Origin of the sequence: Streptomyces sp. SID3212, from assembly GCF_009865405.1 — a bacterium.
Classification (GTDB): domain Bacteria; phylum Actinomycetota; class Actinomycetes; order Streptomycetales; family Streptomycetaceae; genus Streptomyces.
On the sequence record NZ_WWJY01000338.1, the window covers coordinates 1 to 8,225 of the forward strand.

At 73.1% G+C, this 8,225-nt stretch carries 7 protein-coding genes; 5 read left to right on the forward strand and 2 right to left on the reverse strand.

The window, feature by feature from the left end; genetic code table 11:
* Window positions 1-58 precede the first annotated feature (58 nt).
* On the reverse strand, window positions 59-763 hold the full coding sequence (locus GT042_RS10270) for a copper homeostasis protein CutC (protein ID WP_161308408.1): 705 nt from the start codon (window positions 761-763) through the stop codon (window positions 59-61).
* Window positions 764-836: 73 nt separating this feature from the next.
* Window positions 837-1,028 carry a hypothetical protein gene (locus GT042_RS10275; RefSeq protein ID WP_161308409.1) on the reverse strand — a complete coding sequence of 64 codons (192 nt, stop codon included), beginning with the start codon at window positions 1,026-1,028 and terminating at the stop codon, window positions 837-839.
* Window positions 1,029-1,253: 225 nt separating this feature from the next.
* Here GT042_RS10275 and GT042_RS10280 point away from each other — a divergent pair, with 225 nt between their 5' ends.
* The 5 genes from GT042_RS10280 (at window position 1,254) to GT042_RS10300 (ending at window position 8,163) form a co-directional block, all read left to right on the forward strand.
* Window positions 1,254-3,518 carry a heavy metal translocating P-type ATPase gene (locus GT042_RS10280; protein WP_237530660.1) on the forward strand — a complete coding sequence of 755 codons (2,265 nt, stop codon included), beginning with the start codon at window positions 1,254-1,256 and terminating at the stop codon, window positions 3,516-3,518.
* A 38-nt stretch (window positions 3,519-3,556) separates the two neighbouring features.
* Entirely contained in the window at window positions 3,557-4,228 is a 672-nt protein-coding gene (locus GT042_RS10285; protein ID WP_161308410.1) for an HD domain-containing protein, read from the forward strand.
* A 239-nt stretch (window positions 4,229-4,467) separates the two neighbouring features.
* Window positions 4,468-5,685, forward strand: a complete 1,218-nt coding sequence (locus GT042_RS10290; protein ID WP_161308414.1) for a Cmx/CmrA family chloramphenicol efflux MFS transporter — start codon at window positions 4,468-4,470, stop codon at window positions 5,683-5,685.
* Window positions 5,686-5,797: 112 nt separating this feature from the next.
* Window positions 5,798-6,853 carry a thaumatin family protein gene (locus GT042_RS10295; protein WP_161308411.1) on the forward strand — a complete coding sequence of 352 codons (1,056 nt, stop codon included), beginning with the start codon at window positions 5,798-5,800 and terminating at the stop codon, window positions 6,851-6,853.
* Between the two features lie 104 nt (window positions 6,854-6,957).
* Window positions 6,958-8,163 (forward strand): glycosyltransferase, encoded by a 1,206-nt coding sequence (locus tag GT042_RS10300; protein WP_161308412.1) that lies wholly within the window; start codon window positions 6,958-6,960, stop codon window positions 8,161-8,163.
* The last annotated feature ends 62 nt before the right edge of the window (window positions 8,164-8,225 follow it).

Here is an 8,225-nt window from a genome sequence, read left to right on the forward strand (position 1 = left end):
AACCAAGCCCGTCCGGCGATTGAGGACAACAGAAGCGCAACGGACACCGGGCCAAAGGCTACGCGTCAAGCGTCGCCCGCCACGACCTCACCGCCGAAGGCGAAACCGGCCCCGCCCACCCGAAGGGCCTCGCCGCGCCCCCGATGTGGAACGCGTCCACGCCCCCCGCACGCAGCGCCGGCACATGCTCAAGCCGCAACCCACCCCCCACCAACAGACACGCCCCATAGCCCGGCTCCCCCCGCCCCGAAGCGGAGGACTCCGCCAGGAGCGTCGGCAGGCCGCTGTCCACGCCGTCCGGCGAACCCGCCGTGAGGAACGTGTCCAGGCCCGGCAGGTCCGCGAGCTGCTTGCGGAGCGCGTCACGGTCCGCCGCGCGGTCGATCGCGCGGTGGAACGTCCACCGGCACCCGTCCAGCTCCGCCACCAGCCGTTCGACGGTCACCAGGTCCGGCGTCCCGTCCGCGTCGAGGAAGCCGAAGACGAACTCGTCCGCGCCCTCGGCCCGCAGCCCCCGCGCCGCGTCCACGAGCGCGTCCACCCCGTCCGCGCCGCCCGCCGAGAAGCCGTCGGACAGCCGCAGCATCACCCGGAGGGGGATGTCGACGGCGTCCCGGATCTTCGCGAAGGTCTCCCGGGGCGGGGTCAGGCCGTCGGCCGCCATGTCGGTGACGAGTTCGAGCCGGTCCGCGCCCCCGCTCCGCGCGGCGACCGCGTCCTCCGCGTCGAGAGCGATCACCTCCAGGACTGCACGCTTGCTCATCGGGCCCCATTCCTAGGTAGGTGGACAGGTCTAGTCCAATCGCCAGCCTAAGGGGCGCCCCCTCCTCCGCGCATCACCGCATCACGCCATCCGCACCCGTATCTCCCGCATCGTGGCCCCCATGCGGCGCGGGCTCGTGCGTTTCCCGCGCCCCGCCCCCCAGCGGACCCACCGCCGCGCCGATCCCGTACGCCACCCCGAACGACGCCACCAGCGCCAGCACGAACGCGGCCACCCTCACCTTGGTACTCATCGTGATGCCCATGACCGAGAAAATACCCCTCAGGGGTATCCTGTGGATAGGGGTAGGGGGTATACATGAAAAGAGATGAAAGAGATGGACCCGAGTCTGCCGACGACCAAGGAGCCGCCCGTCATGAACCTCGCCCAGGGCAGGAACACGGACACGGCGACCAACACGGCGACCGACACGGACACCGCCGCCCACCCCGCGGCCACCGCCTCCTCCGTCGAGCTCCTCATCGGCGGCATGACCTGCGCCTCCTGCGCCGCCCGCGTCGAGAAGAAGCTCAACCGCATGGACGGCGTCGAGGCCACGGTGAACTACGCCACCGAAAAGGCCAAGGTCAGCTACCAGGGCGACGGCCTCTCCGTACGCGATCTCATCGCCACCGTCGAGGCCACCGGCTACACCGCCCAGGAGCCCGCACCCGAGCCGTCGACCGACCCCGGCGGACCGGAGGACGGCCCGGCGGAAGGCCCGGAGCGCGGCCCGGAGCACGGCCCGGCGGGCACAGAAAAAAGCAGGGACTCCGAGGACCACGCCCTCCGCCCCCTCCGCGCCCGTCTGATCACCGCCGTCCTCCTCGCCCTCCCCGTCATCGCCATGGCGATGATCCCCGCGCTCCAGTTCACCAACTGGCAGTGGCTCTCCCTCACCCTCACCGCCCCCGTCGTCACCTACGCCGCCTGGCCCTTCCACCGCGCCGCGTGGACCAACGCCCGGCACGGCGCCGCCACGATGGACACGCTCATCTCGCTCGGCACGTCGGCCGCGTTCCTCTGGTCGGTGTGGGCCCTGTTCTTCGGTACGGCGGGCATGCCGGGGATGACCCACGCCTTCGAGTTCACCATCTCCCGCTCCGACGGCGCCGGGAACATCTATCTCGAAGCCGCCGCCGGTGTCACCGCGTTCCTCCTGGCCGGCCGCTACTTCGAGGCCCGCGCCAAGCGCAAGGCCGGGGCGGCCCTCCGTACGCTGCTGGAACTGGGCGCCAAGAACGTCACCGTCCTGCGCGACGGCCGCGAAAGCGTCGTCCCCACCAGGCAGTTGAGGGTCGGGGACCGCTTCCTCGTACGGCCCGGCGAGAAGATCGCCACCGACGGCACGGTGGTCGAGGGCTCCTCGGCCGTGGACGCCTCCATGCTGACCGGCGAGTCGGTCCCGGTGGAGGTCTCCACCGGCGACCCCGTCACCGGCGCGACCCTCAACGCCGGGGGACGGCTGGTCGTGGAGGCCACGAAGGTCGGCTCCGACACCCAACTCGCCCGTATGGCACGGATGGTGGAGGACGCCCAGAACGGCAAGGCCGCGGCCCAGCGCCTCGCCGACAGGATCTCCGCCGTGTTCGTCCCGGTCGTCATGGGCCTGGCGCTCGCCACGCTCGGCTTCTGGCTCGGCGCCGGGGCCGGCGCGACCGCCGCCTTCACCGCCGCCGTCGCCGTGCTGATCATCGCCTGCCCCTGCGCGCTGGGTCTGGCCACCCCGACCGCCCTCATGGTCGGTACGGGACGCGGCGCCCAGCTCGGCATCCTCATCAAGGGCCCCGAGGTGCTGGAGTCGACGCGCCGCGTCGACACGATCGTGCTCGACAAGACGGGCACGGTCACCACCGGCCGGATGACCCTCCTCGCCACCCACGCGGCGGACGGTACGGACGAGCGCGACGTCCTGCGCCTCGCGGGCGCGCTGGAGCACGCCTCCGAGCACCCCCTCGCCCGCGCCGTCGCCGAGGCCGCCACCGCACGCGCCGGTACGCTGCCCACCCCCGAGGACTTCGCGAACCTCCCCGGCCTCGGCGTCCAGGGCGTCGTCGAGGGCCACGCCGTCCTCGTGGGCCGGGTGAAACTCCTCGCCGAGTGGGAGATCCACCTCCCCGAGGCACTCGACGCGGCCAGGAAAGCGGCCGAGGCGACGGGCCGTACGGCGATCGCGGTGGCCTGGGACGGCGAGGCGCGCGGCCTCCTGGAGATCGCCGACGCGGTCAAGGAGACCAGCCCCGAAGCCGTACGGCAGCTCCGCGCCCTCGGCCTGACACCGATCCTGCTCACCGGCGACAACCGGGCCGTCGCGGAATCGGTCGCCGCCCAGGTCGGCATCGACCAGGTCATCGCCGAGGTGATGCCCGAGGACAAGGTCGACGTCGTCAAGCGGCTCCAGGCGGAGGGCAGGACCGTCGCCATGGCCGGCGACGGGGTCAACGACGCCGCCGCGCTCGCCCAGGCCGACCTCGGCCTCGCCATGGGCACGGGCACGGACGCGGCCATCGAGGCCGCCGACCTGACTCTCGTACGCGGCGACCTGCGGGCCACCGCCGACGCCGTCCGCCTCGCCCGCCGCACCCTCGGCACGATCAAGGGCAACCTGTTCTGGGCCTTCGCCTACAACCTCGCCGCACTGCCGCTGGCCGCCGCCGGACTCCTCAGCCCGATGATCGCGGGCGCGGCGATGGCGTTCTCCTCGGTCTTCGTCGTCGGCAACAGCCTGCGGCTGCGCAACTTCAAGCCCCTGTGACACGCCCTGGGGCGCGTTCGGCCCGTATCGTCGGCGCCATGCCCGACCTCGACCACGGCCCGGACCCCGCGCCGGGCCCCGCCCTCGGCGACCGCTTCGCCACCACCCTGCGCGACGCGGCGCGGGAGGCGGAGATCCGCGACCCGTACCCGTACGCCGACCAGCTCCTCACCCGCTGGTCCGAGCCCCAGCGGCGCTACCACACCGTCGACCACCTCCGCGCGGTCCTCGACCACATCGACACGCTGGTGCGGTACGCCGACGATCCGGACCTCGTCCGCCTCGCCGCCTGGTTCCACGACGCCGTTTACCGCCCCGACCGCTCGGAGAACGAGGAACGCTCCGCCCGCCTCGCCGAACTCGCCCTCCCCGAGGCCGGGTTGAGCCAGGAGGATACGGACGAGGTCGCCCGGCTCGTCCGCCTCACCACCACCCACGCCGCCGCCGACGACGACCGCAACGGCGCCGTCCTGTGCGACGCGGACCTCGCCGTCCTGGGCTCGGCCCCGGAGGCGTACGACGCGTACGCCGCGGCGGTGCGCGAGGAGTACGGCTTTGTCCCCGAGGACGACTTCCGGGCGGGCCGGGCCGCGATCCTGGAGCAACTCCTGGACCTGCCACGCCTGTTCCGTACCCCGCACGGCGAACTGGAGTGGGAGGCCCGCGCCCGCAGGAACCTGGCGGCGGAGCTGCGCACCCTCACCGCCTAGGGCGTGTCCGCGAAGTGGGGTCGTCCGCCCGGAGGGCGGGGCTCGCGGTGTCCGGTGCGTGCGATCGCAAGGCGGAGGACCCACCCCGTACTGGATGTACGGGGTGGGTCCGACAACGCCGCGAGCGCGCGTGCCAGGCGCCGCGAGCCAGACCCCACTTCGCGGACACGCCCTAGGGCCGCGGCGCGGGAATGCGACGGAAAGTTTTCGCGTTGTCACCTGTCGTGCCCAAGCCCCGTATGCCGATAGCCGTCCACACCCTGGGACTGTCCGTATTCGCCCTCGGGACGAGCGAGTTCATGCTCTCCGGCCTCCTCCCGGACCTCGCCGACGACATGGACGTGTCCATCCCCACGGCCGGACTCCTCATCTCCGCCTTCGCGATCGGCATGGTCGTCGGCGCGCCCCTGCTCGCCGTGGCGACCCTCCGGCTGCCGCGCCGCGCCACCCTCGTCGCGCTGATCTCGGTCTTCGGCCTCGGCCAGGTCGCCGGCGCCGTGGCCCCGACGTACGAGATCCTCTTCGCGTCACGTGTCGTGAGCGCTCTCGCCTGCGCCGGGTTCTGGGCGGTCGGCGCCGGGGTGGCCATCGCGATGGTCCCGGTCACGGCGCGCGCCCGCGCCATGTCGGTGATGATCGGCGGGCTCTCCATCGCCAACGTGCTCGGCGTCCCCGCCGGCGCGTTCCTCGGCGAACACCTGGGCTGGCGCTCGGCGTTCTGGGCGGTCGCCGCGGCCTCCGCCGTCGCGCTCGTCGGCGTACTGACCCTGATCCCCCGTATCCCCCTCCCCGCCGAGAAGCCGCTGGTCCGGCGGGAACTGTCCCTGTACGCCGACCGCCAGATCTGGCTGGCGATCGTCCTGACGGCGCTCGCGGGCGGGGGCATCTTCTGTACGTTCTCGTACCTCGCCCCGCTCCTCACCGATGTCTCCGGCCTGGACAGCGGCTGGGTCCCGACCGTGCTGGCCCTCTTCGGCATCGGCGCCCTGGCCGGTACGACGTCCGGCGGCCGCCTGGCCGACGCGCACCCCTTCGGTGTCCTCCTGGGCGGCATAGGCACCTCAACCGTCCTCCTCATCACCCTGGCCCTCACCGCCTCGCACCCCGCCGTCGTCGTCCCCCTGGCCTTCTTCCTCGGCTTCTCGGCCTTCATCACGGCCCCGGCCCTCAGCGCCCGCATGTTCAACCTCGCGGCAGCGGCCCCCACCCTGGCCGGCGCCACCTCGACGGCCGCCTTCAACCTGGGCAACACCAGCGGCCCCTGGCTCGGCGGCCGAGTGATCGACGCGAACCTGGGCTACGCCGCGACAGCCTGGGCGGGCGCCTCCATGACCGCCCTGGCAGCCGCCCTCACGGTCGTGTCCCTGCGCCACCACCGCCGTACGACCAGCAAGGTCGTCGCGGGCTCGCTTCCGACCGTGGCCGAGGAGAGCGCGCGTACGAACATCGCCACCTGACCGCCGGAAACCGGTGTTCCGGTTCTTGTTGTCGGGGTGGGGGTCCGGGCCGTCTCCGATACGGGGGCTCCGTCGGGGGTCCTCGTATCGGCGAGTGGTGGAAGGTACGGCGATGGCGAGAACGCGGCACCGGGCGAGGCGGAGTCGGAGCGGGCGGGGCTGGTGGGCGGGGGCGGCCGGGGTTGTCGCGGCGGGGGGCGCGGTGGCGGCGTTGATGTGGCCCTCACTCTTCGGGGCCGCGGCGGACGTGGACTCCGTACGGACCGCCGGTGTGCCCGAGGCGAGCGCGACGGTCGTCCTGCCCTCCGTCCCGGCGCCCACCCCCTCGGCCAGTCCTTCGCCGTCCGCGTCCAGCAAGCCGAAGCCGAAGAAGACGGCCGCGGCGAAGAAGGACAAGCAGCCGACCACCCGTAAGAGCGAGGCCGCCGCGTCCACCCCCTCCACAGGTGGCGCGAGCGCGGGCACCGCCGACACCCGGATCGTCTCCTTCGTCAACAACGAGAGCCAGACCGTCTGGGTCGCCGCCCTCGGCAGCCCCGAGCACCCCCTCGCCGCCACCGGCTGGAAGCTCACCCCCGGGCAGCGGGTCGCGGTCGAGGTGCCGAGTGGCTGGATCGGGCGGTTCTGGGGGCGTACCGGCTGCTCCTTCGACTCCGCCGGGAACGGTCACTGCGAGACCGGCGACTGCGCGGGCGGCTTCCAGTGCACCGGGAGCGGCGCGACCCCCGCCACGCTGGCCGAGTTCGCGCTCAGCGCGCCCAAGCCCGGGGCGATGGACTTCTACGACGTGAGCATGGTGGACGGCTCGAACCTGCCGATGTACATCAACATCACCCGCGGCGACACCACCGACCCCGTCAGCGCCTCCGGATGCTCGGCGGGCGGCTGTACGAAGCGGGTCGCGTGCCCGGACAAGATGCGGTTCACGGCCGGCGGGCGGGTGGTCGGCTGCACGAACCCGTGCACGGCCTTCGGCGGCAAGACGTACTGCTGCCAGGACGAGTGGGCGGGGCGCGAGAACTGCGTGCCGTCCCGCTGGCCGGTCGACTACACGCAGGTGTTCAAGCGGGCGGAGCCGTACGCGTACTCCTACGCCTTCGACGACTCCGCGACCATGCCGTGCAAGGGGGCCTGCGACTACCGCGTGACCTTCGGCGTCACCACCTGAGGCGCGCCCCCGCTGTCCGCGCGACGCCTGGTGAGGGGCGGGCTAGCGTTGGGGGAGTAGGTAGGAGGACGGGGGCCGCGTCACCGGGAAGGGTGGTGGTGCCCATGCGTCTGCTCTTCACCTCCGTACCGGTCCAGAGCCACCTCGCACCCCTGCTTCCCCTGGTGACGGCCGCGCGGGACCGGGGGCACGAGGTGCTGTTCGTGACCGGGCCCGACGGGGTGTGGCATCCGGAGGCGCTCGGGCTGCCCGCCGTCGCCGCGGGGCCGCCCTTCGCCGAGTCGGCCGGGCGCTACCGGCGCGCGTACCCCGCCGACGTGCTCGCCGGGCTGTCGGCGGAGGAGCGGGTACGGCATCTCCTCGTCCACGGCCTGATCGAGATCGCGGCGGCCGAGATGGCCGGGGACGTGGCGGAGGTGGTCCGCACCTGGCGCCCCGACCTGGTGGTCGCGGGCCCCACCGAGCGGGCCGGGGTGATCGCCGCGGCGTCGGCCGGCGTCCCGTACGTACTGGAGGATTTCGGACCGCCCCGCTCCGCCGCGTTCGCGGAACCGGGCTGGCGTGCGGTGGCGGAGGTCGTGGGCCACGGGGGGCCGGGGCGTGGCCGCCGCCTCGACCGTGTGCCCTGCCTGGAGATCTGGCCTGCGAGTATGCGCCCCGACGACACGGTGGCGGGTGGCGCGGCCGAGTGGGAGTTCACCGAGCGCTGGCCCCTGCGGGCGGAACACGTCACGCCCGAGCCGACGCGGGGGCCCCGGCCCGCGTTGCTCGACGGACTTCCGTTCGAGAAGACGGTGTACGTCACCCTCGGCACCGGCCACGGCAACCTGCCGGGCGTCCTGGAGACGATGATCCGGGCGCTGCACGGCGAGCGGGTCAACGTCGTGGTGACGCTCGGCACGAACGGCGACGTGGCGCGCTTCGCGGCGCAGCCGCCGTACGTGCGGGTCGAGCGGTACGTACCGCAGAAGCAGCTACTCCCGTACGTGGACATGGTCGTCTGCCACGCGGGTGCCGGGACGGTCCTCGGGGCGCTCGCGCACGGGGTGCCGCTGGTGGTGGCGCCGCTGGCGGCCGACCAGTACGACATCGCGGCGCAGGTCGTCCGCGCGCGGGTCGGGCTCCTGGCGGATCCGGGGGAGGCGGCGAATGGGGGCGGTCTTTCGGCGGACGCGGTGCGCCACGCGTTTCGCACGGTGGCGGGGGAGGAGGGGTTTCGGGAGCGGGGGGTGGGGGTGGCTGCGGAGATCGCGGCGATGCCTTCGCCTTGGCAGGCGGTGGACCGGGTGGTGGCGTACGCGGCGCGGTAGCTTCTGCCAACCTGTGCCCGGTGGCCGGTTGCGCTTACTGATGTCCTCAATCGCCGGACGGG